This is a genomic window from Hymenobacter norwichensis DSM 15439 (assembly GCF_000420705.1).
Lineage (GTDB): Bacteria > Bacteroidota > Bacteroidia > Cytophagales > Hymenobacteraceae > Hymenobacter > Hymenobacter norwichensis.
The window spans coordinates 165,360-189,056 of record NZ_ATVL01000008.1 but is presented as its reverse complement, the minus strand read 5'-3'; the positions used below and the strand labels follow the sequence as shown (position 1 = coordinate 189,056).

The window sequence follows — 23,697 nt, the reverse complement described above, 5'->3', positions numbered from 1 at the left end:
AGTGATATTAAGATGCCGATAGTGTTAGGTGCCCACCTAAGTGTAATAGCACTAGATGACCTACGATGATACTTGCTGTACCGAAAACGCTTGTGCCGGAGCGGCGAATAGCCTTTTAGTAGCCGGCCACACGCGCCCGAATAGCTCCGAGCGGCGGTAGGTGTTTAGTGCTTCTGCGGAGTGCCAATGGCTGTGAGTGCAGTATACGTTGGCTTGGTCAACATCCTGCCACAGTTCCAGAAACTCGCAGCCTGGCATCTGCCTGATTTGCTGTTCGGAGTTGCGGAAAAGCTCTAGAAATGCTGGTAACGCCTCCGGCAGAAACGTCATTCTCACAATTCGAATCAGCATAGGGTCCGAGTTAGAAAGCTCACCTGTGGGGATAGGTACGAGGTACGCTTTTGATCTATTATATTCTACTTAACATAAGTATAAAACAAAGTGAAAAGCTTGCTTTATATTGCTTGAGCTAAGATTTTAAACCTCTGTTTGTATAATTTTCCGAAGTCGGGGGTGCTATTGTTGTTTCTTCAGTTGGAAACCGTAAGTCCACTTGGGAGTCGAAGTGCAGGCCCAGCAATTCTGAAGCGTTGCCTTGGTTAATGCCGATGCAAAGTTGATCCTGGCTGTTGAAAATGCAGACGGCCTCGCCAGGGTCGGCGGCTTGAAAATGGGCGGCAATTTCACGCACTATTTCGCGGGCGAAATGCACGGTGTAGGAGCGGTTGCGGCCAATAACTTCCACTGCCTGCCGCGTGATATTGGTAATCAGGTTGCCGTAATGGTCGATGTGCACCACGTGCCCGGTGATGCGGTTATCCTGGAGGCGCACTTGGCGGTTGAGCAACTGGTAGAACTGCATAACTGTGGGGCCGAGGTCGGTCAGGCGGCCGCCCTGCGCCAGGTACACGGCGGCCGGGGCCAGCAGGTCACGGGTGGGGGAGGAGGTAGGCGTACTGGCCGCGCCCAAGCTTACCAACTCTTCAGGCTGGCCGTCGCAGAGTAGCGCGAGCAAGCCATTATCGGCGGCTACGAAGTAATGGCCCTGGAAGCTAGCGGCGTGCCAGGCGGCGCGGGGACCACCCAAATCATTAACGCCAACTAGGTGCACGGTACCCGCCGGGAAATCACGAAATACCGCATTTAGAACGTGAACGGCGTGCGCGATGTTGAAGGGTTCAACAGCGTGCGAAATGTCGAGAACCGGCACGGCGGGCGCCAATTGTAGAATCCGCGCCTTCACTGCTGCCACGTAGTGGTCGCGGTATCCGAAGTCAGACAGAAACGTAATTAAGCCCATTGCCGGAAATCCTGAGTTCTTCGTACTATTGTTTTATTGCCCTTCAAGGGCGGCAAAAGTAGGCTATTTGCATCAACCGATGTTGTTCAGGTGCCTTCATTTCACTCAACTCCTTAGTCCTTACCACCCCTTAATTTGGTAGAGAAAGTCATCACGCTCGAAAACGTGTCCCTGATTGATTTCCTGGGGCCCGATAACCAGAACATCCGTCAGCTAGCGGCGGCTTTTCCGGGTAGCAAAATTATTTCCCGCGGCAACGAGATTAAAATACAGGGCCAAACGCCCGTCATCAGCCGTATCAACGACATCCTGTCGGCCTTGCTGGAGCACTATCACCAGTACGGACAAATCACCGACAAAATTGTGTACCAGTACCTTTCCTCGGCCGATGAGGATCAGCAGGATCGATTACTGGCGGCCTCTCCCGACGTTATTCTGTTCGGGGCTAAAGGGGGCGTCATCAAAGCTAAGACTGCCAATCAGCAACGCTTGGTTGATGCCGTTATGCGCCATGACTTGGTGTTTGCGCTAGGGCCAGCCGGTACCGGCAAAACCTACATTTCGGTGGCGCTGGCCGTGCGGGCTCTCAAAAACAAAGAGGTCAAGAAGATCATCATTTCGCGCCCCGTGGTGGAAGCCGGTGAAAGCCTGGGTTTTCTGCCCGGCGACTTGAAAGACAAGATTGACCCGTATCTGCGGCCCATTTATGATGCGCTGGAGGACATGCTGCCGCCCGAGAAGTTCAAGTTCTACATGGAGAACAAGACCATCGAAATTGCGCCGCTGGCCTACATGCGCGGCCGGACGCTGAACAACGCTTTCGTGCTGCTCGACGAGGCCCAGAACACCACACCTTCGCAATTGAAGATGTTCTTGACCCGCATGGGACCAACGGCCAAGGTGATGGTAAACGGCGACCGGAGCCAGATTGACTTACCTACCAAGCAGAAATCAGGACTGATTCAGGCGCTGGATATTCTGAAGGATGTAAACGGCATCGGGTTCGTGGAAATGAGCTCCGAAGATGTGGTGCGTCACCGCTTGGTGAAGTCCATTGTGATGGCCTACGACAAGTTTGATGTGGAAGCCCAGCACGAGCAAGCCAACTCCATCAACCGGCCCATCCGGGAAGCGCAGCCCTACCGCCGGCCCAATAACCCCGGTTCGGCTGCTTCTGACCCTGGCCGGCACCCCGACGCCCGCCCGGAAGACGATGGCACCAAAGAACTGCCTGTGAACCATGAGCAGCAACTGTAGCAGGTAGGGCTCTAGCCTTGGTGCTAGAGCTTCCAATTGGTTTTAAAAAGCTGCTTCCGGCCGGAAGTAGCTTTTTTTGTTTTGTTTCTACTTTCGCCGACTAAGTATTGGCGGAATGTCCGCGAAACTGAATACTTCGCTTAATTTATTGCTTTATGGAAGCTCAGCGTATTACCGCGCCGCAAGATTTGGAAGTGGCTTTTGCAATCAGAAATAAGGTGTTTGTGGAAGGGCAAAATGTGCCGGCAGAAGCAGAGCATGATGCCTACGACGCTGCTGGCGCTACACACTACTTGGCCCGCGCTACCGACGGCGTGTCCTGCGGAGCCGCCCGCTGGCGCAAGACCGAAGTGGGTGTGAAGCTAGAACGGTTTGCAGTGCTAACCGAGTACCGAAACCAACAAGCTGGCGCGGCACTCCTGAAGCAAGTGCTTGACGACGTAGATGCGGCATGGCCCGGCGTAGAGGTATACTTGAATGCGCAACTGCCCGCTGTGCGTTTCTACGAGCGGCACGGCTTCGAGAAAGTCGGGGAGATGTTTGAGGAGTGCGACATTCAGCACTACAAGATGGTGCGCAAGCCAGTAAGCTAGCCGCTAGTTCGTTTACAACGAGCAGCCCTTCTGTGCATAGCGGAAGGGCTTTTTTATGCTTGTGATGCCCGGTATAGTACAAGCTGCTAGGCCTTTTTATATCTTTCCTGAGCTGTGGCGTAGCCGTCTGGGCGTTACAGCAACCTATTCTATCCTGAGTGCTAGCCTTATTATGAAAAATACTATTACTTGGGCTGCCTATGCCTTTGTGCGGCTCACGCTGGCTTTAATGGCCGGCATTCTAACGTATTTGTATTTCGGGGAAACGTTGCCGTCTCTAATAGGATGCCTACTAGGAACGGTGGTGTTATTTGGGGCCACGCAGTTCTGGGCCAGCCAGCAGCGCCGACCCGAAATAACAGACTTTGCTGGTTTGCTGGCATTGCTAGCTGTGTATGTGACCGGTGCCGCGCTTACCCAACAAGCCACCGAATCCAGAGCCGACAACCACTTGTATCGGTTTGGGAGAGAAATAGAGTTCTACCGCGCCGTGGTGGACGACTACACGGTGGTGCGACCCGCTACGTACGCTACTACTGTACGCGTGTCGGCGGTACGGGTAGGGGGGAAGTGGCAGCCGGCGCTAGGCGGTATCCGGGTGTCCATTCCGCGCGACTTAGGCGTGGCGGCCCCAACCTATGGCGATGTGTGGCTGGTGCGTGGTGCACCGGCGCCCAGTAAAGCCCCACTCAACCCCGGCGAGTTCGACTACCGCCGCTACTTGGAGTATCATCAGGTGTATCATCAGCAGTTTGTTCACCCCGACCAGTACCGCAAAATAGCCACCGCGCCGCCCAGCTACTTGCGGGCCGTGGCCATGCGCACGGCGCGGGTCCTCGATGGGGTATTTCATGATTATGTGCACGCCAAACGCGAATACGCGTTGGCCTCGGCGCTGGTATTGGGCATCAAAGACGACGTGGACCAGGAAACCAAGCAGGCGTATGCCAACACCGGAACCACACACATTATGGCCGTATCGGGGTTGCAGGTGGGGTTGCTGTTTGGGGCCGTCACGTGGGTGCTGGGCCGGATTCCGGGGCGGCGAGGTGCTACGTTCCGGCTGGTGTCGGCGCTGCTGGGGTTGGGCATTATCTGGAGCTACGCCTTCCTCACGGGCCTCTCGGCTTCGGTGCTACGAGCAGCAGTGATGTTCACGTTCATTATTGTGGCGCGGGCCAGTGGCCGGCAAACCAACATGTTCAACACGCTGGCCGTGGCCGCCTTCTGCCTGCTCTGTTACGACCCGTACCTGCTCTGCGACGTAGGATTTCAGCTTTCGTTTCTGGCCGTTATCAGCATTGTATATATCCAGCCGCGCATTGTGGCTTGGGTGGATGTACAAGGGTATTTCCTGAGCAAGCAGAAGCCTTGGCAATCCAAGCAGGTGCGGTGGTTTTGGCAGAAAACCAGTTGGCTGATGAACAACGTTTGGCAGGCTACGGCGCTATCATTGGCGGCGCAAGTGGCCACGTTTCCGCTGGGGCTCTACTATTTCCATCAATTCCCGCTCAGTTTCCTGCTTTCCAACTTGGTGGCGGTGCCTATTTCCTCGGGCGCTGTGTACGTAGGCTTAGGACTGCTTTTGCTGAAAGGTATTGTGGCCGTTATCGGCTTATTTTCAACTGGTTTGGCTGGCGTGCTTGACTTTCTGCCGCAAATAGTAGGTAGGCTGTTCGAGGTAATGATTTGGATGTTCAACGAGTACATCTTCTGGATTGGAAGCTTCATGCCAGGCGCTTTAATTTCCGGCATTCATGTTACGGCGCCGCAGGCTTGGCTGATTTTTGCCATTATTCTGGTGTTGTTGGTCTTTCTGGCGCGGCGGCACTTGGTGTGGCTGGGCATGGCGTGTGCCCTGATGGGAGTATTTGCCAGCAGTAGCATTTGGGCCGCCCGGCGCCTTGCGCCCGATGAGCGCCTAGTTTTTTACAGCATTCCGCGCCGCTCGGTGGTAGGGTTCTGGCAGGGCGCCGCCGCCCATATCGTCTCCGTCGATTCGTTGCCGCTCACCGAAACTGAGCGTACCTACCGTATTGTACCAGGCATCATTCAGCGCGAAGCCCGGCAGGTAAATTACCACACTCACTGGCGCAGTAGTAAGGTGCCCGTGCACCGCCCCGACAGCAGTGGGATGGTACTGGCCGTATGGCGCGGAGTGCGGGTGGCTTTTGTGTCAGGGCGGCTGGATGGCGCCCGGCAGCCTTGCGCGGTGGATGTGGTGGTGCTGCGCCGCAACGCCCGCGTTTGGCCCGAGACGTTGGAATTCGTATTCGGGCGGCAACCAACAATTATTTTCGATTCTTCCTGCAAATCCTGGTACGTAGCTTCCCTGCAAGCCAAGCTGCAAGTAGCTGGTTGGCAGACGCATGACCTCACGCTGCAAGGGGCTTACACGCGGCAACCATCTACAGTTCGGGCCGGAAAGTAGCGCCCAACGAAACCGCCGCGCCTGCTTACTCGCTATATAGTTTTTATAGCGCACCATTTTTGCTAGGTTTGGTTGGTACCGACCCTATTCCGCGTCGCACGGCCGTTTGGCGTTGCCAGACCAGCTTCCCGTCGTTTACCTCGTTGCTTTTAAACTAGGAAACCTATGGACAACATGCCCACCCAAGAGCTGGAAGCCTTACGCTTTATCCGCTACGAGGCGCAAGACGCCATCGGCTATATCACGCTTAACCGCCCCGAAAAGCGCAATGCCCTCAGTGCCGATATGGTAACGGAGTTGAAGCAGGCTTTCGAGTTTGCCGAAGACGATGAAGCGTGCAAAGTAGTGGTGCTGCGGGCCGAAGGTGAAACCTTCTGCGCTGGCGCCGACCTAGCGTACATCCAAGAGCTGCAAGGCTTCGGCTACACCGACAACCTCGCCGACTCCACGCACCTGATGCAGTTGTTCCACCAGATATATACCCTCAAAAAGGTGGTAATTGCTCAGGTACAGGGGCACGCGCTGGCCGGTGGCTGCGGGCTGGTTACTCTCTGCGACTTTGCTTTTGCGGTGCCGGAAGCAAAATTTGGCTTCACTGAAGTGAAAATCGGGTTTTTGCCAGCCATTGTCAGCGTATTCCTGATTCGTAAAATCGGCGAGGCCCGCACCAAGCAACTGCTGCTTACTGGCGATATTCTTTCGGCGCAGAAAGCACTGGATATTCATTTGCTGAACGAGTTGGTATCCGCTGAAACCTTGGCCGCGCACGTGTATGCTTTTGCGCGGAGGCTGTGCGTCGAAAATTCCACCCAAAGCATGGAAGTCACCAAAGAAATGCTGGCGCGCCTGCCCGAAATGCCATTGGAGGATAGCCTACGGTACGCGGCTCAGTTGAATGCCGAAGCTCGCGGCACGCTGGACTGCCGCCGGGGTATTGCGGCGTTCCTAGCTAAGGAAAAAATCAGCTGGGAAAACTAGCTCGTCTTTCGCCCACCCCGTAAATCGGCGGCTGGGCTCTAAAAGAAAACAAAAACATCTGTTGCATCAGGTGGTTAGCTCCTCTATATGACAACAACGGCAGCCGTAGCCACTACCGCGGCTACTTTTCTGGGGATGGAGTTCATTGCGTGGTTTATGCACAAATTTGTGCTGCATGGACCACTGTGGTTTTTGCACCGCTCGCACCACGTGCGCCACCCGCACCACTTCGAGCGCAACGACTTCTTTTTTCTGTTCTACGGTTCGCTGTCGATGCTGCTCATCATGTACGGCGCCGAAAGCAAGGATTATCGGTTTTGGATGGGCATAGGTATTGCCACCTACGGAAGTGTGTATTTTTTCGTGCATGATGTGCTCATCCACGGGCGGCTGCGGTTCTGGCGGAAGTCGCGCAGTACGTATTTGCGGGCCTTGAACATGGCCCACAAAATGCACCATAAAGCCACCACCCGCGACAATTCCGAGGAATTTGGGTTGTTGTGGGTTTCGCCGCGCTACTTCACATTGGCTTTGCGCAAGCCGGCTCCTACACGCACCTTGCGGCAATCAGCCGCTCGCGCAGGGCATTCAGTGAAAAAGGAAAGCTAGCCGTGGGACATTTTTCAATCAGTGATTTAGAGCAGCTTTCTGGCATTAAGGCGCATACTATCCGCATTTGGGAGCAGCGCTACGGCATTTTGCGGCCAGTGCGCACCGCCACCAACATCCGGACTTATTGCGACAGTGACCTGCGACGGTTGCTGAACGTAGCTACTCTATGCAGCCGCGGCTACCGAATTTCTAAAATCGCGCAGCTCACCGAGCAGGAGATATGCCAAGCCGTTATTTCCTGCAACGATGATACCAACAACTACTGTGAGCGGGTGAATGGGCTGCTGGCATCTATGCTGGCCATGGACGAACCGAACCTGAACAATATTCTCAATCAGAGCATTCGTCAGTTGGGCTTCGAAGCGGCTATGCTTCACGTGATATACCCTTTTTTGCAGCGTATTGGTGTGATGTGGCAGGCGGGCACTGTTAATCCGGCGCAGGAGCACTTGGTAACCAACCTAGTGCGTTTAAAAATGATGAGCGCCATTGATGCGCTATGTCCAGTGCAGCCTTGTGAAGCCCGCCGCTGGGTATTGTTCTTGCCCGAAAGTGAGATGCACGAGCTAGCGTTGCTGTTCATGAATTACGCGCTGCGGTTCCGGGGGTATCATGTGCTGTACTTGGGTCAGAATCTGCCAATTAGCGAGTTGAAAGCTGTGTGCGAAGCTTATAACCCACATACACTATGCACCGTGCTAACCGCAGTGCCGGAGCGCGACCGGGTGCAGGAGTTTGTTGATCAATTGGCCGAGTTGTGTCCTGAAAAGGAGCTGAGTTTGTATGGCCCGCTGGCTCATGTGGAAGGCTTGAAGCTACCCGCCAACGCAACGCGCTTCCGGCTGATGACTGATTTTCTGACGAAAATTGATCAGCCATGCCAGCAATATATGGCGCAGTAACAAAAAAACAACCTGATTTTGCTAAGCTGAACGGCTTGCATTTTATCTGGCAAATACTGGGTTTTGTCGGGGATTAAACCCGGTTTGTCGAGCATTTTTACGTGAGGTGGAAAGATAGTGTAACCCAGTTAGAACAGAATCTTATACGTTGTTTTTCTGGCTGATAATCAGGGGTTTCGTACTTTGATAAGTGCTCAGTTGAAGGGTAGGCGGCAGGCAGAAAAATAGTTGAACCGGCATTGTCCGACTTTCAAATTGCCTCGTATATTTGTTTAACCTTTTGCCACGAAAAGCTAAACAGTATGACCTCTTTGGAATTCACCTCTCAAGTACAGAAGATTTCCTACTCTCTAAAGCCCGTGGCCATGAACCTGACCCGCGATGCAGACGATGCCAAGGACCTGGTACAAGAGACATTGCTGAAAGCGTTGCTGAATAAAGACAAGTTCAAAGCTGGTACCAACCTGAAAGCCTGGTTGTATACCATCATGCGCAACACCTTTATCAACAACTACAACAAGATAACCAAGCGCAACAGCAACATTGACAGCACGGAATACTTTCAGTATTTCAACACCGACGAAAACTATATCACGCACAACGGAGCCACCTCCGACTTCGTAGTAACAGATATCAACCAGGCCATTGCTGGCTTGTCGGCCGACTACCGGACGCCGTTCATGATGTACTACATTGGCTATAAGTATCTGGAAATTGCGGAGAAGCTGCAAATTCCGATTGGCACCGTCAAAAACCGCATCCACATTGCCCGCAAGGAGTTGAAGGATGCGCTTAAGACATACGCCCCCGGCGAGTAGGGAATAGGGAGAGAGTATACCCCGCCCCGGGCGTATCACGGGCCGCGAACGACGCTGATTTGGCGCTGTTCGCGGCCCGGTTTGTTTATAGCCCTTTGCTGATTTCACAAATTTCAGGGCAAGCAGGCAAACCTATGCCGAGCTTGGCGGTATGCATAAGGAGCGCCAAATGGTGCGCACTATTTCTTGAGCGGTAATAGTTCATCTTTGCATCACTTTGCTGCGGTGAAAACGGCCTTTAATCTGCGTAATCTGTGATTTGTGAGTAAGAACGTACTTGTTATCGGCTCAGGCTTTGCGGGCTTGGCTGCTGCTACTTCGCTGGCGCAGCGCGGCTACCGTGTTACCATTCTCGAAAAGAACGAAGGCCCAGGGGGACGGGCGCGGGTGTTTCAGGCTGAGGGTTTCACCTTCGATATGGGCCCAAGCTGGTACTGGATGCCCGACATCTTCGAGCAGTATTTTGCCCGCTTCGGTAAGAAAGTTGCTGATTACTACGATTTGGTCCGGCTTGACCCATCTTACCAAGTGATTTTCAAGGGTGCCGAGGCCGTGGATATTCCGGCGGCTATGAATGAGCTGCGCGCTCTGTTCGAACGGTACGAGTCCGGCAGTGGCGCCCGCCTCGACGAGTTTCTGCGGCAGGCCGCTTATAAGTACAAAGTCGGCATTGGCAAATTCGTACACATGCCGGGCCGCTCTTTGCTGGAATTTGCCGACCCGCGGCTGGTAGTGGATGCCGTGCGGCTAGACTTGCTGCAAAGCATGCACAAACACGTGCGCAAGTTTTTCAAAGACTCAAGGCTGCTGGAACTGGTAGAATTCCCGATTCTTTTTCTAGGAGCTACCTCCGAAAACACGCCGGCACTGTACTCGCTCATGAACTACGCCGACCTAGTCCTGGGCACCTGGTACCCGATGGGTGGTATGCACAAAATTGTGGAGGGCATGGTGAAGCTAGCCCGAGAGCAAGGCGTGACGTTGGAATACAACCAGGAAGTAGAGCAGATAGTGGTGGAAAACGGCCGCACGACCGGCGTGCAAACCGCCGCCGGTTTCCGCCCCGCCGATGTGGTAGTGGCCGGCGCCGACTACCACCACGCCGAGCAGCACTTGCTGGCCCCTGAGTGGCGCACCTACAACGAAGCGTATTGGGATAAGCGTACCATGGCCCCGTCATCGTTGCTGTTTTATCTGGGCGTGAACCGGCGGCTCGATAAGCTCCGGCACCACAACTTGTTCTTTGACGAGGACTTTGCTTTACACGCCGAGGAAATATATGAGCAGCCGAAGTGGCCTAGCCGCCCACTGTTCTATGCCTGCGTACCCAGCATTACCGATGCCAGCGTGGCCCCAGCCGGCTCCGAAAACCTGTTTCTGCTGATACCGGTAGCGCCTAACCTGCCCGACCCCGAAGCTACCCGGGAGCATTATTACCACCTCATCATGGACCGGCTGGAGCGGCACTGCGGCCACAGCATCCGCGACGCGGTAGTGTACAAGCGCAGCTACGCCCATCAGGACTTCCAGCAGGATTATCACAGCTACAAGGGCAACGCCTACGGCTTAGCTAACACGTTGCGCCAAACGGCCATTCTGAAGCCGTCGTTGAAAAGTAAGAAAGTTGGTAATCTGTACTTTACGGGTCAACTAACGGTGCCGGGCCCTGGAGTGCCACCCTCACTCATATCGGGTCAGGTAGTAGCCAAAGAGGTTGAGAAAGAGTTTCCGATTGCTAAGTAAGCTCAGTCTTTCGCTTGGCTCTTCGCAAGCCGCTGCATCTTCTTATGTGAATAGAGCGTTCTATTTATCTTCACCCGCCACTTAGCCCGCATTCCCTCCCTTGGACCACGTTGCTTTATTCACTGAAACCAGCCGCGCGTGCAGCAAACTCATCACGCAGCGGTACAGCACGTCGTTTACGCTGGGTATTCGTACGCTCGATGCGCGGTTTCATTTGCCGGTGTACGCCGTTTATGGTTTCGTGCGCTGGGCCGATGAAATAGTAGACACCTTCCACGACCACGACAAAGCCGCTTTGTTTGCAGATTTCAAGCGGCAGACCGATGAGGCGCTGGCCATTGGCCTGAGCTTAAACCCTGTGCTGCACGCGTTTCAGGACGTAGTGCGGGCTTATAACATCGACCGGGAGTTTATCGATGCCTTCCTGTACAGTATGGAAATGGACCTCGATGACCGGAGCTACAACCAGTCGTTGTACGAAAAGTACATCTACGGTTCGGCCGAAGTGGTGGGCCTGATGTGCTTGCGCATCTTCTGCGAAGGCGACGATGCTATGTTCCAGCGGCTGCGGGAGCCGGCGCGGCGGCTGGGCTCAGCGTTTCAGAAGGTGAATTTCCTAAGGGACATCCGCTCCGATTACGACGACCGGGGCCGGGTGTACTTCCCTGGAGTAAGCTACGAGCGGTTCGACGACGCGGTAAAGCGTGAGATAGAAGCTGATATTCGCGCTGATTTTGACGCCGCCTACGCTGGCATTATGCAGTTGCCACGTTCGGCCCGGTTGGGGGTGTATTTGGCCTATGTGTATTACCTCAAGTTATTTCATAAGATCAAGCAGCTACCTGCGGCACGGATTTTGGGTGAGCGAGTGCGCGTACCCGATAATACCAAGCTGCTTTTGCTGATGGGTTCGTACTTTCGTTATCGCCTGCGGGCTATTTGAATCGTTAGCTCGCCTTATGCAGTATAAGAGCAAGCCGACGTATTCGCTCACGAATTACTTGCCTAGTGAAGCTGTATATCCGTCGTTGTGTAGTTGCTTTTGCTTGCCTTGTGCTTTCCGTTGAGTTGGAAACGGTGCTGGCGGCTACTCCGCCCCAGTTCATTTTCAATTCGCACTTCCTGTCTCAAAAAATGCCTTATTCCCTTTCCAACCTGCGCCGCCAGTACCGGGAGGCCGCTGCCAACAAAGAAGCTGGCGAAAAATTCTACCAGCACATGGCTGCTTACCGCGACCAGGATGCCGTGGTGCTCGCCTACAAAGCCGCCGCCGAAGCCATTCGAGCCCGCGACGCTTCGATGTTCAACAAGCTGACTTACGTGCAGAACGCCACTAAGCAGTTCGATCAAGCTGTGAAGCTGGATTCCGATAATGCTGAAATCCGGTTTCTGCGCCTGAGTGTGGAAAGCAACCTGCCTTCGTTCCTGGGGTTGAGCCAGCACGTCGATGAAGACCGGCAGTTTTTGGTAAATACGCTGCTGCAACACCCCAAGTCGGGCATGGACGCTGAGTCGTTTGGATTGGTGCGCAACTTCATGGTGGACCGTGGACACGTGTCAGAGGCGGATGCCCAAAAGCTCACCCGCCTGTAAGAACCTTTCAGGTCCTTCTTATTATATTAGAAAAGCTCCTGCTCGGGAGCTTTTTTGTTTTACTTATCAAATTTCCGGATGAAAATACTGGCTACGGTTGGGGTTCTACTACTCGGCGTTCAGGCTGCGGCCCAAAACGTTGTGCTAACAGGCCGGGTGGTGGACGAGCAGCAGCGCCCCGTGCCGTACGCTAGCGTGGGCGTGAAGGGCAGCCAGCAAGGCACCGCCACCAACGAAATAGGCGAATTTAGTTTGCGGGTGGCCGCATTGCCGCAACAGTTGGAGGTGCTTTGCATCGGGTATGGTGCCACTACCTTACTCGTTACTAGTCCCGCGCAAAGCCTTGCCATTCAGGTATCTGTCAGCGCGGTGGCCTTGCCCGAAGTGCGGGTGCGCAACCCGGAGGCAGAAGCGCGGGAACTGGTGCAACGGGCTTCCACTAAGTTGCAGCGGCATGCCGCCGAAACCTTCTACGGCAAGGCCTTTTACCGCCAGAAAACCCGCAACAACGGTGTGTACCGCGAGTTTTACGATGCCTTTTACGACGTCAAGTTCAATAACCGGCAGATTGAAGGCTGGGACCTGGGCGAGAGCCGCTACGCAGTGCAGCCCGGTGGCTTCACGTTCACCAATTTTTCGGCCCTCATCCGGGTGGTGCTGCCTACTTTCAGCCGGCAACCCAAGCGCGAAAAGCTGCTCGTGCCGCTTGGTGCCAAGGCACTAGCGCAGTTCGACTTCACGCTCAAGGAAATCCAAACCAGTCAAGGGCGGGAACTGGCCGTTATTCGGTTCGAGCCGAAACCTGATGTGCGGCAAGCCGCGCCAAGTGGTCTGCTGTACATCGATAGGCAGACTGCCGCCCTTTTTCGCCGGGAAATGACGTTTTCGGCGGGGCAACTGTTAAGCCTGAACGGTGTACCTGATACGCAGATTGAAACCGACGAATTCCAGGTGGTATCGGATTATTTGCCGCTCACCGACTCGTTGACGCGCCTGTCCAGCACCCGCGCTCAGTGCCGCTTGGTATTACGGCAAGCCAATGGCAAGCTGGACAGTACGCACGTAGCCGCCAATTTCTTTTTCTACCAGTACACGCCCCGGCTGCCAAATCATACCTACGCCGATGTGCCCCGCAAAAGCAAGGACTTGCAGCAGGTGATGACTCAGCCTTACAATCCAGCTTTCTGGCTCGATAATGCCATATTGAAAAACAGTCCCCTTGATGAAAAGCTGGTTCGAGACTTGGAAGAACAACGCGTATTTCGGCGGATATAAATAGGAATGAATGCCAGAATAGTTGATTTCATCGTAAATTCTGCATTTTATATTGCCAGCTGAACCATAAACCCGCAACCTTCCGGCCCTGTCTGCGGTTATTCCTGCGTTATGCCGCACCACCTGAGCGTCCGTATAGACCCCAATTCCGGCTTTTGCTTCGGCGTCATCTATGCCATTCAGATGGCCGAAGACCTGCTCGATGAGCAAGGCTACTTGTATTGCCTCGGCGACATCGTGCACAACGATGAAGAAGTGCAGCGCCTGGAAAAGCGTGGCCTGCGCATTATTGACTACGAGCAGTTCGAGCAATTGCGCAATGAGGCCGTGCTGATTCGGGCACACGGTGAGCCACCGAGCACCTACCAAATGGCGCTGGAAAACAACCTGACTCTGATTGATGCCTCGTGCCCGGTGGTGCTGAAACTGCAAAACCGCATCAAAACCAGTTACGACAAGCAGGAGAAGATTTTCATCTATGGCAAGCACGGCCACGCCGAGGTGCGGGGGCTGTTAGGTCAGACCAGCGGCAACGCCATTGTGTTTGAGAGTTTGGATGAACTGCTGCGCCACGAGCTGCCGCCAAACATCACGCTCTACAGCCAGACCACCAAAAGCACCGATTCGTTTTACCGCATCAAGGGCGAGTTGGAGGAACGAGGTTACCAGATAAACGCCAACGACACCATCTGCCGGCAGGTAAGTAACCGCGACAAAGACTTGCGCCGCTTTGCCGCGCAGTACGACCAAGTGGTGTTTGTTTCGGGCACGAAAAGCTCCAACGGCAAAGTGCTCTATCAGGTGTGCAAGGACACTAACCCGGCCACTCACTTTATTTCTAAAGTAGAGGAAATATGTCCCACTTGGTTTCGGCCGGGGCAGTCGGTGGGCATTTGCGGTGCTACCAGCACGCCTATGTGGCTGATGGAGCAAGTTCGCGACGCGCTGTTGGCGCTTTAGGGCAACACAGCTCGTTGCCCCGATTTTTGTAGATATACTTCATGACTCCTGCCACTCAGCTACTAAACTCGCCTTCAGTTGCTCTTCAACGGGTGAAACCTGCGCCGCTGGGCTACAAGGGAGTGGCAATAGCGCTATTGATTATAGTGGCGTGGGCCGGACTACTCACGTTTCTGCTGGCACGGTATCAGCTCGACTGGGCTACGCCTTGGCCTTATCTGCTGGTGCTGCTGCAAACGCACTTATACACCGGCCTCTTCATTACGGCCCACGATGCCATGCATGGCGTGGTTAGCCCTAAAAAAACTTGGAACAATGCGCTGGGCACTCTGGCAGCGGGCCTGTTTGCTTACAATTGGTTTCCCGGCATGCTGCCCAAGCATCATCAGCATCACCGTCACGTAGCCACTGCCGACGACCCCGATTTTCACGACGGAGAGCATGTGGGTTTTTTGCCGTGGTTTGCTCGCTTCGCCTGGAACTATGTGACGGTATGGCAAATACTGCTGATGGCGGCTACATACAACGTGTTGAAACTGTACTTCCCGCAGGCAAATGTCATTGCGTTTTGGATGGTGCCCGCCGTGCTGGCCACCTTGCAACTGTTCTTTTTCGGAACCTACCTGCCGCACCGTGGTGAACACGCTCCCAACAACGTGCATAAGTCGCGCAGCCAGTTGCGGCACCATGTCTGGGCTTTTGTGAGTTGTTACTTCTTCGGCTACCACTACGAGCACCACGACCAGCCGTATCTGCCGTGGTGGCGGCTGTGGCAAACCAAATAAGTGTACAAGTGCTGTTACTGCAAGAACCCGGGGGCTAAATCCCCGGGTTCTTGTATTTCGTATCTTTGTACTTACGAAGTAACAGCCGCCGGAATGAGTGGTGGAAGCTAGGAGGAAACCCCTTCTTTATATTGAAATAAGGGTATTGTATATAGAATCTAATACTTGTTTCGTTTTATAATTTTTTCAGCCTAATCTTTTCGCTAATGCTGCGGAAAAGGGCTATTGTGGATAGAGGCATGCAGGATAGGCTACTACATGGGCGGTGTTGGAGGTGCTACTGGGTGGCATGTCTGTTGCTGCTATGTTATGTAGCAACGGCCCAGCCAGTATCTGGTACCATTCCTATTTCCCAGCAGATAGCGCGACTACTGCTGCAAAGCAAGCAGCAACTCCCTCTGAGCCCGGCGACAGCACTAGCCGAAGCAAAGCTCGCCTTACAATTGGCAACGGATGCCAAGCGCCCCACCGATGCGGCCGCCGCGCACATGGCCGTCGGGGCTGCCCTGGAGGCCCAGCGCCAATACGAGGAGGCTTTGCGTCATTTTCGGCAGGCTAGCCAAGCGTATCGCGCTACCGGCAACCGCCCGGCGCGGGCGTTGGCGCTACGGCGTATTGGGCACGCGCAGTACGTAGAAGGGGATACGGGGCAGGCTCGTAACACGGCGTTGCAGGCTTTGGGTCTGGCTGAGCAACTGCGCAACTCCACCGAAATAGCGCAGAGCTACGCGCAGCTAGGCGAGATGTACGGTCAGCAAGGTCTCTGGGATAGAGCGTTAGCCAGCCACGAACGGGCTTATTCGGAGTGGCAGCAGGCTTCCAACCTCATTGGCCAGGCCGCCGCCCTCAACGACATTGGCTTAACGCATTTTCAACTGCGCCATTTCAGCCGTGCTTTGTATTACCTGAACCGTGCCCTTACCGAAGCTCGCCAACTATCCGACAGCACCCGCATTAGTGAAGCGCTGGCCAGTACCGGGCGGGTGTATGATGCGCTGGGCAACTATGAAGTAGCTCAAGGATTTTATGGCCAGGCACTGAGCCAGCTACCCCGTGCCACCTCGCCGACCCGCCGGGCCGAAGGACTGCGCGCATTATCGGTGGCCTACGATTCGGTTGGCAACCAGCCGGCGGCTATTGAAGCATTGCGCCGGGCGTTACCGTTGGCTCGGCAGGGCGGCTCAGCCGTTCAAGTCAGCGGCCTGTATCAGCTCTTGACTTCTATTTACAGTCGTACCGGCGACTTCCAGAACGCTTTACGAACTCAAACTCAGTACACCAATCTTCAGGACAGCGCCTTTGTGGAACAGCGGACGGCGCAAGTAGCTGAGCTACGAACCCGCTACGAAACCGAGAAGAAGGAGCGTGAAATCCAGTTGCTCACCAAAGACCGACAGCTCCAGCAAGTGCGGCTGCAACGGCAGCTGCTAGTGCGCAATGTACTGGCAGCAGGGGCACTGGTGCTCTTAATGGTGGTGTTTGCGTTATACCGTGGCCGGCGTCGGCAGCTCTACAACAACCAAGTGCTGCAACAGAAGAATCAGGCTATCGAGCAGCAGAAGGAAGAGTTGGGCCGCCTTAACCGTACCAAGGACACCCTGTTTTCCATCATCTCGCACGACTTGCGTAGTCCGCTCAGCTCCCTATACTCGCTGTTTTCGCTGATGAACATGGGCACGCTGCCCCCGGAGCGGCTGGCTACCCACTCGCAGCGCCTTACCCGCACCCTCGATGTAACGCTACGTCTACTCGATAACCTGCTCAATTGGTCGGCCTCGCAGATGCAGGGCGACAAGGTGCGGCCCGAAAAAGTCCGGCTTCAACCCATCATTGAAGAGGCTATGGGCTTGCTGGCTGGTGATGCCGAACGCAAATGCATTGCCGTGTTCAGCGACATTCCCACGCTGAGCACCGTACGCGCCGACTTGGACATGCTACGTTTGGTGGTACGCAACCTGCTTGGCAATGCCATCAAGTTCACACCCACAAATGGCCAAGTACGCATCAGTGCGCGGCAGCTTGAAGGACAGCAGCTTTGGGAAATAGCCGTGGCGGATAACGGTGTAGGCATTGCCGCCGACGACCTACCGAAAATATTTGGCGAAACTGGCCTCCACAGCACTCTAGGCACCGCGCTGGAAAAAGGGGCTGGCTTGGGGCTGCGGTTGTGCAAGGAATTTGTGGAGCGCAATGGCGGCAGCATCACTTGCGAAAGCCAGCTCGGCCGCGGAACGACGCTCCGCTTCACGCTGCCCGTGGCCGCGCCAGAAATCCGCCCACTGGTTCCCGTAGAGTCTGCTACTGCTGTTGCCGTCTGATTAGCGTGCGGTTCACAATCCGTTCCGTAACCCGTTCCCGATAGGTTTGGCCCAGCGGCAGCGCGTGGCCACCCACTCGCACCTCTAGGTTGCTCACCGATTCAATCAGCTGGACGTTAATCAGATAGGAGCGGTGGGTGCGCACAAACAGGTCCTTGGGTAGCTGCTCTTCCAGGTTTTTCAAGTTCACCAGTGTCAGGTGCGTCCGGCCGTCGGCGGTGTTGATTTTGGTGAAATCCTTGAGTGCCTCGATGTAGAGCACGTCGCGGTAGTGTAGGCGCACGAAATGCGAATCGGTCCGGATAAAGAAAGAGCCCAGGTCCGATGCCGCATTCTGGACTGCGCCAGCTTCCCTAGGGTGCAGCCGAACGAGGTTGGATATTTTATTTATCGCCTTCAGAAACCGGTCGAGCGTAATAGGCTTCAGTAGAAAGTCAATTACGTCCAGATTAAACGCTTCCATAGCGTATTGCGAGTGCGCCGTCATCAGTACCACCAACGGAGGATGTTGCAAGGCGCGCACCAAATCGAGGCCGCTGAGGTGCGGCATGGTTACGTCCGAAAACAGTACTTGTATCTCATTATCAACTAAATACTTGTGAGCCTCCAGCGGATCCGAGAAGGTTGCTTTGATATCGAGTACATCTGTCATGGTTGCGTAGGCCTGCAACAGGTCTAGCACCAGCGGATCATCATCAAGTAGTATACAGGTAATCTTCATGCGTACGATAAGGCAGTATGGGTAGGGCAGAGGCAGTGAATATAGACAGGATGAGGCAGAAAATCGGTTTTTTGCCTCAACTGCTCGGACTGAGCTGAGCACTAACCTGCAGAAACAGTTGGTTACTGCCCGCTGCATCTTGTTCATGCATTACATAGGGCTGCGGTTGAATTGAATCTGAAGTAGCTATCCGGCGTGGCGGGTTATACAAACAAAAACAGCCTTCCTGTAGATAGGAAGGCTGTTTCGGAAATGGTTGTTTCTCTTCTGGCTGGTTAGTTGCCGCCGGTGTGCACAGCATTGGTTTTCTTGCAGCACTCGGGCAAGCGGTTGTAGGCGCGCTCATCGGCCGGCTGGGCGTCGGCGTCGTAGCCGGTTTTTTGCACGGCAGCGCGCAGGGCCTCGGGAGAGGTTTTATCGGCGCGGTACGTAACGGTCAGTACTTGCGTGGGTACGTCGAGCACGGCGGCCTGCACGCCTTTTTCGTAGGCCAAGGACTTTTCGAGGCGCGCTTTGCACATGTCACACACGGCCGATGTTTTCAGCTTTACTTGTTCGGTGCCAGCAGCTTTGTCTTTCGATTTAGCTACCGTTTGGGCTTGAGTGGCCTGAGCGGTCAGCAAAGCGAAAAAAGCCAGTAGGAAGGTTTTGATGAGTTTCATAATGAAAAAAGTTGAGCGCCGAAGCACTGAAAACAAGTTGAAATAAAGAGACGAAAACTGTGCCGCTTTCAGTTGTTCAGCTTGAAAACTTACTGCCCCAACGAAAACGACGGTACAATGCGTTCCGCGGCAGACAAACGCTACTCGATGCGGAAGCGTAGCCCAGAATAGAACAGGCGGCCGTAGGTGGGACCGTACACCATAGCCGCATCAAAGTTCGAGCTGAACGGCATGGCAGCACTCTGGATAGGGTCGTTCTGGCGGTAGTTGGTTAAGTTCTCCACTCCCACGTACACCTCAAGCCGTTTGAAAGCGCGCGTCACCTGGGTGTTGAGCAGCGCAAACCGCGGTGAGTAGGGCAGGGCAGTTTCGCCGGCACCATGCTGGTGCCCCGTTTCGCCTGGGTGTGGGGCTAGAGGCCGCTGCCCATACGCCTGTAGCGTCAGGTCGGCGCGCCACTTGTCGAAGGCGGTGGCGTAGCCCACGTTGAAAAATACGCGGTGGGGCACCGTCATGGGCCGGCGCAGCAATTGGCCGTCGTAGGTGCTTTTCACGTCCAGGTACTTGTAGGCCACTTTGGCGGTCAGGCCTTTCACCGGCTCGGTTTGCAGTTCCGCCTGGAAGCTGCGCGAGAAAGACCGGCCACCGGGTTCCAGATTGCCAATCAACAGCAAGCTAGGGGCGGTGTACATGTCGGCTACCATTTGGTTTTGAAACGCAGTGTGGTAGTAGTCAGCTACAAACGTAGCGGTGCGGCCAGCCAGCTGGAAGTACTGTGTGATGCTGCCGCCCACGTTCCAGGCTTTTTCGGGCCGCAGGTTGGGCGCAATTACGAATTCGCGGGCACTCAGCAATGAGCCGATATTATCAGCAATGGGGTTGGCCACTCGGAAGCCAGTACCCGCCGCTAGCCGCAATACCGAGTTTTTGGTGGCGTCATACTTCAAATTGAAGCGTGGCGTGAGCTGCCAGCCATATAGGTTGTGCCGGTCGAGGCGCAGGCCGCCCACCAGAATCAGGTTGCGCGAGTTCTGGTAGGTGTATTCGGCAAACGCGCCGGGCACGTTTTCGAGGCGGTTGCGGTGCTCCCTGGCGTAACGCATGGGGGGCGTTTCATTGGCGTAGCTGAAACCGTTGCGGAAAACCTCCTGATAATCGTCGTAGAGGTAGCTCAGACCCGTTCGGTAGGTGTGGGCCGTGGTGCCTAGCACGCTCTGAAACAGCAAAGTAGCCTGCGCTGTGCGCTGGGTGCCATTGTACTGCCGCGGCTCAAATGGAGCCGGCTTATAGGAATACGAGGAAGTGAAATCGTGGTGGGTACCGCTCAGTAGCAACCCCAAGCTCTGGTACGGCCGGCCGGGCCAGGTGTACGACGTTTTGGCGAAGCCCGTGTATCGGTCGGTGCGATTAGTGAAACCGTAGTTGCGCGTGTAGGCATCCGTTTTATTGGCGCGGAAACTGGTCTGGCCACCTTCCCGCGTTTCGCGTAGTGCGCCCAGCCCTATTTCACTTACTATACCTTTGCCCGACAGGTACTTCCACTTGTTGAACACGTTGTACTGCGTAGCCAGCGGCAGATCCATAAACCCGTCTTTGTTCCGGTCAACGCGGCGGCCTAGGTGGTCGGAGTGTAGCAGTATTGCCGTGGATACCTTCTTGCTGACCGGGGCGGCTACGTTCAGGTTCAAATCGAATTTGCCGAGGTCGTTGCCGTAAGCGTTGAACAGCAGCCGCTCGGTTTTATCGGGCTCCTTGAGGCGCACGTTCACTTGGCCGGCAATGCTTTCATAGCCATTCACCACCGAACCCATTCCCTTGATGATGTCAATGCTCTCAATCCAGGTACCCGACAGGTAATTGAGGCGATACGGCGTAGAGAGGCCGCGCAACGCCGGCAGGTTGTCGATGGTAAGCAGGGAGTAGGCGCCGTCTAGTCCCAGCAGCTGAATCTGCTTGGCCCCCGACACGGCATCGGTAGTAGAAACCTCCACGGCGGCGTTGGTTTCAAAGCTTTCGGCTAGGTTGCAGCACGCCGACTTAGTTAGGTCGCGGCTGGTGATGACCTGGCTATTGGTGGGCGTGAGCGACGAGTAGGAGGGCGCCCGGCCTTCCACTTTTACTTCGCCCAAGTCAGCACCCGTCCGCAATGCCACTCGCACGTATGGAGTGCCGGTGGTAGCTACGGCAATAGTATCAGCCTTATAGCCAAGCGCATTGATAACCAAATGGCTGGCTTCGGCGCGGGCCGGCCGCGGTAGGGCAAACGTGCCGGTATTGTCAGTGGTGGCGGCATCGGTGGTGCCTAGCCAGCGCACTACGGCGCCTGGTAGCGGCTTGGCCGCCGCAGCGTCGGTTACTTGGCCCCGAACCGGCGCCAGCAAATCAGCGGAAGATTGGGCAGTAGCCGTAACTGAAGCACTCAGCCCAAGACCGAGTGCCGCAGCCCAACGCGGCCCGAAAAGAGGAGACATAGCAATGGTAAGTTAGTGTTCACTCCAAGTAAAATAAGCTACTGCTTATATAGCACAGCTTCTTTCCCAGCCAAGGCTGGCAGAATGAATTCTAAACCACTAATACTCCGATAAATGTAAGAAGAACCCGGCCCGCGCGTGAGGGCGGCGAGCTGTCCGCGGCGTGCCAGACATCAGCTTGCGCAACCAGCAGAACGGGAGGGAGAGTAGGCCACGACGTAGTAGGCCACCACACGGTTATGAAAGGCGCAGGCAACAGCTTCGCCCACGTCATCTCCGGGGTAGGTGCATCCAGCTTATGCAGGTGGGCACTGAATTCGCAGCACGCAGCTTTCAGCTTGGCTTGCTTGAATGGAGTGTGCTGTTCGGAGGCCGGCTTAGGAACCGGGCAGCGGTGCTGCGGCGTAGTGAAAATCACCGAGGCCGTCCGGCTACCACTCTCCCGGCACACGTGTTGCTGCACCGTCATGCCCACCGAGGCGGTGAGTACGAGCAGAGCCAGCCATACGCTGAACAGCCGATGAGAGAGAGGACGCTTCACAAGACAAAGATACGGATTGAACGATTAGCCAGCAGGTATGAAATCCGGCCGCTACCAGTGCAGGATTTGGAGTTACTGATAACCAACTAACGAGTGGAGAAACAGTGAAAAGCACCGGCTACTTGGCATCGGATTCCGAGGCTGACATTTTGGCAAGTTGTCGATTAGTAGGTATTTTGATGTATAAATTTTAAGCTAAAAATCTTGGAAAAAGGCCTTAATAGCTTGGAAATGGCATTTTAGGAGAGTGGTAGAAAATGGTAAATCGTGGTTGCCTTTTCTGAGGCATTACGTACTTTTGCTAGCATCCCTCCCTACTGCCTTTCCCTAACCCATGAACCTGCTCTCCGGCGAATATGAATGCAAGCTGGACCCGAAAGGGAGGCTGGTGCTGCCGGCCAAGGTGAAAGGTAACCTGCCGGAAGCCTCCGGCAACCAGCTAGTACTGGTGCGTGGGTTCGAGCCTTGTCTAGTGCTGTACCCGCGCGAATCGTGGCGCATCATTCACGACAAAGTGATGGCGCTGGACGAGTTTAACGAGGAGTATCGGCAGTTTCAGCGCAACTTCTTCCGGGGCATGACGGAGGTAGAACTGGATACCATTGGGCGGTTTATGCTGCCCCGCACGATGGTGCGCTACTCTGGCATCGAGAAGGAGGCCATTATTGTAGGGCTGGGCAACCGATGCGAAATATGGGACCCCACCCGTTACGATGAGTACCTGATTAAGGACCAGCAGAGCTTCTCGAAGCTGGCCCAGAAATTTCTCACCACTGAAAATGGCCCAAGCGGCCCCCTAGCCGCATGAGCAACCCCACCGACTACCTCAACGACACTGCCTACCACCGCCCGGTGATGCTACGTGAGTGCCTGGAAGCCTTGCAACTCCAGCCCGGCGGCCGCTATGTGGACGTAACCTTCGGCGGTGGTGGCCACTCGGCCCGCATTCTGGAGCACCTCACCACTGGCCACCTATACAGCTTCGACCAGGATGCTGATGCCGAGCGCGAAGCCGCCAAGCTGGCCCGCCCGCAGTTTACCTTCATTCGGGCTAATTTCCGTGACCTGCACGCTGAGTTGCAGGCCGCCGGCGCCTTGCCCGTTGATGGCCTGCTGGCTGATTTGGGCGTATCATCGCACCAGTTTGATACGCCGGAGCGGGGCTTCAGCACCCGCTTCGATGGGCCGCTAGATATGCGCATGAACGCCGAAGACGGTGCTACCGCTGCCGACATTATCAATGAGTATCCGGAAGCGGACTTGCACCGCATTTTCGGGATGTACGGCGAAGTCACCAACGCCCGCACACTGGCCCAAACCGTAGCTTCGGCGCGGCGCGGCCAAACCATCAGCACCATTGCTGAGTTGAAAAAGGCCATTGCTAGCTGTACTCCGCGGGGCAAGGAAAACAAATATCTGGCGCAGGTATTTCAAGCGTTGCGCATCGAGGCCAACGACGAAATGAAAGCCTTACAAGATATGTTGTCGAATACGGCCAAGGTATTGCGACCCGGTGGCCGGCTAGTAGTGATGAGCTACCACTCCCTAGAAGATAGGCTGGTAAAGAACTTCATGGCCAAGGGTAAATTCTTCGGCGAAGCTGAAAAAGACCTGTTCGGCAATACCAACCAGCCATTCGATGTACTGACCCGCAAGCCGGTGGAAGCTTCCGCTGAGGAAGTGGCCACCAACAGCCGTGCCCGCTCGGCCAAGCTGCGGGTTGCAATTAAGAACTAA

At 55.1% G+C, this 23,697-nt stretch carries 22 protein-coding genes; 16 read left to right on the top strand and 6 right to left on the bottom strand.

All coding sequences use genetic code 11. From position 1 onward, the window contains the following. Positions 1 to 60: 60 nt before the first annotated feature. On the bottom strand, positions 61 to 351 hold the full coding sequence (locus G536_RS0111895) for a putative quinol monooxygenase (protein WP_026880088.1): 291 nt from the start codon (positions 349 to 351) through the stop codon (positions 61 to 63). Between the two features lie 118 nt (positions 352 to 469). Further along, positions 470 to 1,300 (bottom strand): SAM hydrolase/SAM-dependent halogenase family protein, encoded by an 831-nt coding sequence (locus tag G536_RS27565; RefSeq protein WP_022823822.1) that lies wholly within the window; start codon positions 1,298 to 1,300, stop codon positions 470 to 472. 135 nt (positions 1,301 to 1,435) lie between these two features. Here G536_RS27565 and G536_RS27560 point away from each other — a divergent pair, with 135 nt between their 5' ends. The 14 genes from G536_RS27560 to G536_RS0111820 all read left to right on the top strand — a co-directional run bounded on the left by G536_RS27560 (position 1,436) and on the right by G536_RS0111820 (position 17,565). Continuing rightward, on the top strand, positions 1,436 to 2,557 hold the full coding sequence (locus G536_RS27560; RefSeq protein WP_022823821.1) for a PhoH family protein: 1,122 nt from the start codon (positions 1,436 to 1,438) through the stop codon (positions 2,555 to 2,557). A 155-nt stretch (positions 2,558 to 2,712) separates the two neighbouring features. After that, positions 2,713 to 3,150 carry a GNAT family N-acetyltransferase gene (locus G536_RS0111880; RefSeq protein ID WP_022823820.1) on the top strand — a complete coding sequence of 146 codons (438 nt, stop codon included), beginning with the start codon at positions 2,713 to 2,715 and terminating at the stop codon, positions 3,148 to 3,150. A 172-nt stretch (positions 3,151 to 3,322) separates the two neighbouring features. Further along, on the top strand, positions 3,323 to 5,581 hold the full coding sequence (locus tag G536_RS0111875) for a ComEC/Rec2 family competence protein (RefSeq protein WP_022823819.1): 2,259 nt from the start codon (positions 3,323 to 3,325) through the stop codon (positions 5,579 to 5,581). A gap of 165 nt (positions 5,582 to 5,746) precedes the next feature. Beyond that, complete coding sequence (locus G536_RS0111870; protein ID WP_022823818.1) at positions 5,747 to 6,559, top strand: enoyl-CoA hydratase/isomerase family protein; 813 nt, start codon at positions 5,747 to 5,749, stop codon at positions 6,557 to 6,559. A gap of 87 nt (positions 6,560 to 6,646) precedes the next feature. Next, positions 6,647 to 7,168, top strand: coding sequence for a sterol desaturase family protein (locus tag G536_RS0111865; protein ID WP_022823817.1), 522 nt, complete (start codon positions 6,647 to 6,649; stop codon positions 7,166 to 7,168). 2 nt (positions 7,169 to 7,170) lie between these two features. Continuing rightward, complete coding sequence (locus G536_RS0111860; protein WP_022823816.1) at positions 7,171 to 8,073, top strand: MerR family transcriptional regulator; 903 nt, start codon at positions 7,171 to 7,173, stop codon at positions 8,071 to 8,073. Positions 8,074 to 8,375: 302 nt separating this feature from the next. Continuing rightward, positions 8,376 to 8,891 carry a sigma-70 family RNA polymerase sigma factor gene (locus G536_RS0111855; protein ID WP_022823815.1) on the top strand — a complete coding sequence of 172 codons (516 nt, stop codon included), beginning with the start codon at positions 8,376 to 8,378 and terminating at the stop codon, positions 8,889 to 8,891. Positions 8,892 to 9,152: 261 nt separating this feature from the next. Next, entirely contained in the window at positions 9,153 to 10,634 is a 1,482-nt protein-coding gene (locus G536_RS0111850; RefSeq protein WP_022823814.1) for a phytoene desaturase family protein, read from the top strand. 100 nt (positions 10,635 to 10,734) lie between these two features. Continuing rightward, on the top strand, positions 10,735 to 11,577 hold the full coding sequence (locus tag G536_RS0111845; RefSeq protein ID WP_022823813.1) for a phytoene/squalene synthase family protein: 843 nt from the start codon (positions 10,735 to 10,737) through the stop codon (positions 11,575 to 11,577). 110 nt (positions 11,578 to 11,687) lie between these two features. Further along, a complete protein-coding gene (locus G536_RS0111840; protein WP_169515084.1) occupies positions 11,688 to 12,227 on the top strand; it encodes a hypothetical protein in 540 nt (179 codons plus the stop codon). Between the two features lie 78 nt (positions 12,228 to 12,305). Next, the gene (locus tag G536_RS0111835; RefSeq protein ID WP_022823811.1) at positions 12,306 to 13,502 is read left to right on the top strand and encodes a carboxypeptidase-like regulatory domain-containing protein; all 1,197 of its coding nucleotides are present in this window, start codon (positions 12,306 to 12,308) and stop codon (positions 13,500 to 13,502) included. 111 nt (positions 13,503 to 13,613) lie between these two features. After that, complete coding sequence (locus tag G536_RS0111830) at positions 13,614 to 14,462, top strand: 4-hydroxy-3-methylbut-2-enyl diphosphate reductase (RefSeq protein ID WP_022823810.1); 849 nt, start codon at positions 13,614 to 13,616, stop codon at positions 14,460 to 14,462. A gap of 41 nt (positions 14,463 to 14,503) precedes the next feature. Further along, positions 14,504 to 15,247: a fatty acid desaturase gene (locus G536_RS0111825; RefSeq protein WP_084708593.1), complete on the top strand. Its 744-nt coding sequence runs from the start codon at positions 14,504 to 14,506 to the stop codon at positions 15,245 to 15,247. Between the two features lie 443 nt (positions 15,248 to 15,690). Further along, positions 15,691 to 17,565: an ATP-binding protein gene (locus G536_RS0111820; RefSeq protein WP_169515083.1), complete on the top strand. Its 1,875-nt coding sequence runs from the start codon at positions 15,691 to 15,693 to the stop codon at positions 17,563 to 17,565. Here G536_RS0111820 and G536_RS0111815 read toward each other — a convergent pair. From G536_RS0111815 to G536_RS0111800, 4 genes are all read right to left on the bottom strand, one after another. Next, complete coding sequence (locus tag G536_RS0111815) at positions 17,546 to 18,286, bottom strand: LytR/AlgR family response regulator transcription factor (RefSeq protein ID WP_022823807.1); 741 nt, start codon at positions 18,284 to 18,286, stop codon at positions 17,546 to 17,548. The two genes, G536_RS0111820 and G536_RS0111815, sit on opposite strands and share 20 nt — an antisense overlap. A 275-nt stretch (positions 18,287 to 18,561) precedes the next feature. Then, positions 18,562 to 18,948, bottom strand: a complete 387-nt coding sequence (locus tag G536_RS0111810) for a heavy-metal-associated domain-containing protein (protein ID WP_022823806.1) — start codon at positions 18,946 to 18,948, stop codon at positions 18,562 to 18,564. Between the two features lie 140 nt (positions 18,949 to 19,088). Then, positions 19,089 to 21,419 carry a TonB-dependent receptor gene (locus G536_RS0111805; RefSeq protein ID WP_033370100.1) on the bottom strand — a complete coding sequence of 777 codons (2,331 nt, stop codon included), beginning with the start codon at positions 21,417 to 21,419 and terminating at the stop codon, positions 19,089 to 19,091. A 91-nt stretch (positions 21,420 to 21,510) separates the two neighbouring features. Then, positions 21,511 to 21,960 carry an HYC_CC_PP family protein gene (locus G536_RS0111800; RefSeq protein WP_157530588.1) on the bottom strand — a complete coding sequence of 150 codons (450 nt, stop codon included), beginning with the start codon at positions 21,958 to 21,960 and terminating at the stop codon, positions 21,511 to 21,513. A gap of 334 nt (positions 21,961 to 22,294) precedes the next feature. Between G536_RS0111800 and mraZ the strand changes: the two genes are divergently transcribed. Both mraZ and rsmH read left to right on the top strand, forming a co-directional pair. Next, a complete protein-coding gene (gene mraZ / locus G536_RS27555; RefSeq protein WP_022823803.1) occupies positions 22,295 to 22,768 on the top strand; it encodes a division/cell wall cluster transcriptional repressor MraZ in 474 nt (157 codons plus the stop codon). Beyond that, positions 22,765 to 23,697 (top strand): 16S rRNA (cytosine(1402)-N(4))-methyltransferase RsmH, encoded by a 933-nt coding sequence (gene rsmH / locus G536_RS0111790; RefSeq protein WP_022823802.1) that lies wholly within the window; start codon positions 22,765 to 22,767, stop codon positions 23,695 to 23,697. The genes mraZ and rsmH overlap by 4 nt, the downstream gene beginning before the upstream one ends.

Bases quoted from the DNA above. Each gene is read 5' to 3' on its own strand.
- G536_RS0111895 (WP_026880088.1), bottom strand. From the start codon at position 351: ATGCTGATTCGAATTGTGAGAATGACGTTTCTGCCGGAGGCGTTACCA.
- G536_RS27565 (WP_022823822.1), bottom strand. From the start codon at position 1,300: ATGGGCTTAATTACGTTTCTGTCTGACTTCGGATACCGCGACCACTAC.
- G536_RS0111880 (WP_022823820.1), top strand. From the start codon at position 2,713: ATGGAAGCTCAGCGTATTACCGCGCCGCAAGATTTGGAAGTGGCTTTT.
- G536_RS0111875 (WP_022823819.1), top strand. From the start codon at position 3,323: ATGAAAAATACTATTACTTGGGCTGCCTATGCCTTTGTGCGGCTCACG.
- G536_RS0111870 (WP_022823818.1), top strand. From the start codon at position 5,747: ATGGACAACATGCCCACCCAAGAGCTGGAAGCCTTACGCTTTATCCGC.
- G536_RS0111865 (WP_022823817.1), top strand. From the start codon at position 6,647: ATGACAACAACGGCAGCCGTAGCCACTACCGCGGCTACTTTTCTGGGG.
- G536_RS0111855 (WP_022823815.1), top strand. From the start codon at position 8,376: ATGACCTCTTTGGAATTCACCTCTCAAGTACAGAAGATTTCCTACTCT.
- G536_RS0111835 (WP_022823811.1), top strand. From the start codon at position 12,306: ATGAAAATACTGGCTACGGTTGGGGTTCTACTACTCGGCGTTCAGGCT.
- G536_RS0111830 (WP_022823810.1), top strand. From the start codon at position 13,614: ATGCCGCACCACCTGAGCGTCCGTATAGACCCCAATTCCGGCTTTTGC.
- G536_RS0111825 (WP_084708593.1), top strand. From the start codon at position 14,504: ATGACTCCTGCCACTCAGCTACTAAACTCGCCTTCAGTTGCTCTTCAA.
- G536_RS0111815 (WP_022823807.1), bottom strand. From the start codon at position 18,286: ATGAAGATTACCTGTATACTACTTGATGATGATCCGCTGGTGCTAGAC.
- G536_RS0111810 (WP_022823806.1), bottom strand. From the start codon at position 18,948: ATGAAACTCATCAAAACCTTCCTACTGGCTTTTTTCGCTTTGCTGACC.
- G536_RS0111805 (WP_033370100.1), bottom strand. From the start codon at position 21,419: ATGTCTCCTCTTTTCGGGCCGCGTTGGGCTGCGGCACTCGGTCTTGGG.
- mraZ (WP_022823803.1), top strand. From the start codon at position 22,295: ATGAACCTGCTCTCCGGCGAATATGAATGCAAGCTGGACCCGAAAGGG.
- rsmH (WP_022823802.1), top strand. From the start codon at position 22,765: ATGAGCAACCCCACCGACTACCTCAACGACACTGCCTACCACCGCCCG.